The organism is Saccharopolyspora spinosa NRRL 18395 (genome assembly GCF_000194155.1).
Taxonomy (GTDB): domain Bacteria; phylum Actinomycetota; class Actinomycetes; order Mycobacteriales; family Pseudonocardiaceae; genus Saccharopolyspora; species Saccharopolyspora spinosa.
In genome coordinates this window covers 1-704 of the sequence record NZ_GL877887.1, presented here as the reverse complement: position 1 = coordinate 704, position 704 = coordinate 1, and the positions used below count along the sequence as shown (strand labels likewise).

Genomic DNA, 704 nt, shown 5'->3' with positions numbered 1-704 from the left:
GTGGCCGTACTTGCGGCCGAGCAGCAGCTCGCCGACGATACCGTCCTCGATCATTGACGGCGTGCCCCCCCCGCGGCCCCCCGCCACATCGTGGTTGAGGTGCCACCACACGTCGTAGGCGAGATATTGGTCGCCGCGGTCGGTCTCCCAGCGGCCAAGTACCTCGAACGAGGTGTGGTCGAGCAGGGCGATCCCGCCGGGGCCGTCCTGTCCATTGGCTCCACCCAGGGCCGAGACGTACAAGCCTTCAGGTCCGCAGTGGACGGTGTGGGGTCGCGAGTAGCCGGCGCGCTTGGCCAGTTCCTCGGAGTCCAGGACCTTCACCACCTGGGGGGAGCGCGGATCGTCCTTGGTGTCCAGCCCTTAGACCCGCGACGAACGCAGGCCGGGCACGATCAGGTACCGACGCTCGGTGTGCGGATGCGGGGCGTACGGACACAGCGCGCTGCTACAGGCGTTCCAGCCGAAATGATGCAGCTCATCGCCGATGAACGGCATGTCGGTCCAGCCGACCACCGTGCCGTAACTGTCAGAGTCGGGATCGACGTCGAGCACCGCGATCGCGTCCGGGCGGCTGGCGCTCCGGTCGAACGCCGCGAGGTAGGCGACCTTCTCCGGAGGCGCCGCAGCCGCATCCCTGGGCGACGGGTAGAAGGTGGGGTCAGGCTTCCACAACGACATGAGGACTCCATCAGGAAGGAAAC

1 pseudogene is annotated in these 704 nt (G+C 67.5%); it reads right to left on the bottom strand.

Annotation, left to right across the window (positions count from 1 at the left end):
• Window positions 1-681 (bottom strand): annotated as a pseudogene (locus SSPN_RS61305) (selenium-binding protein SBP56-related protein); the annotation flags it as partial.
• Window positions 682-704: the final 23 nt, after the last annotated feature.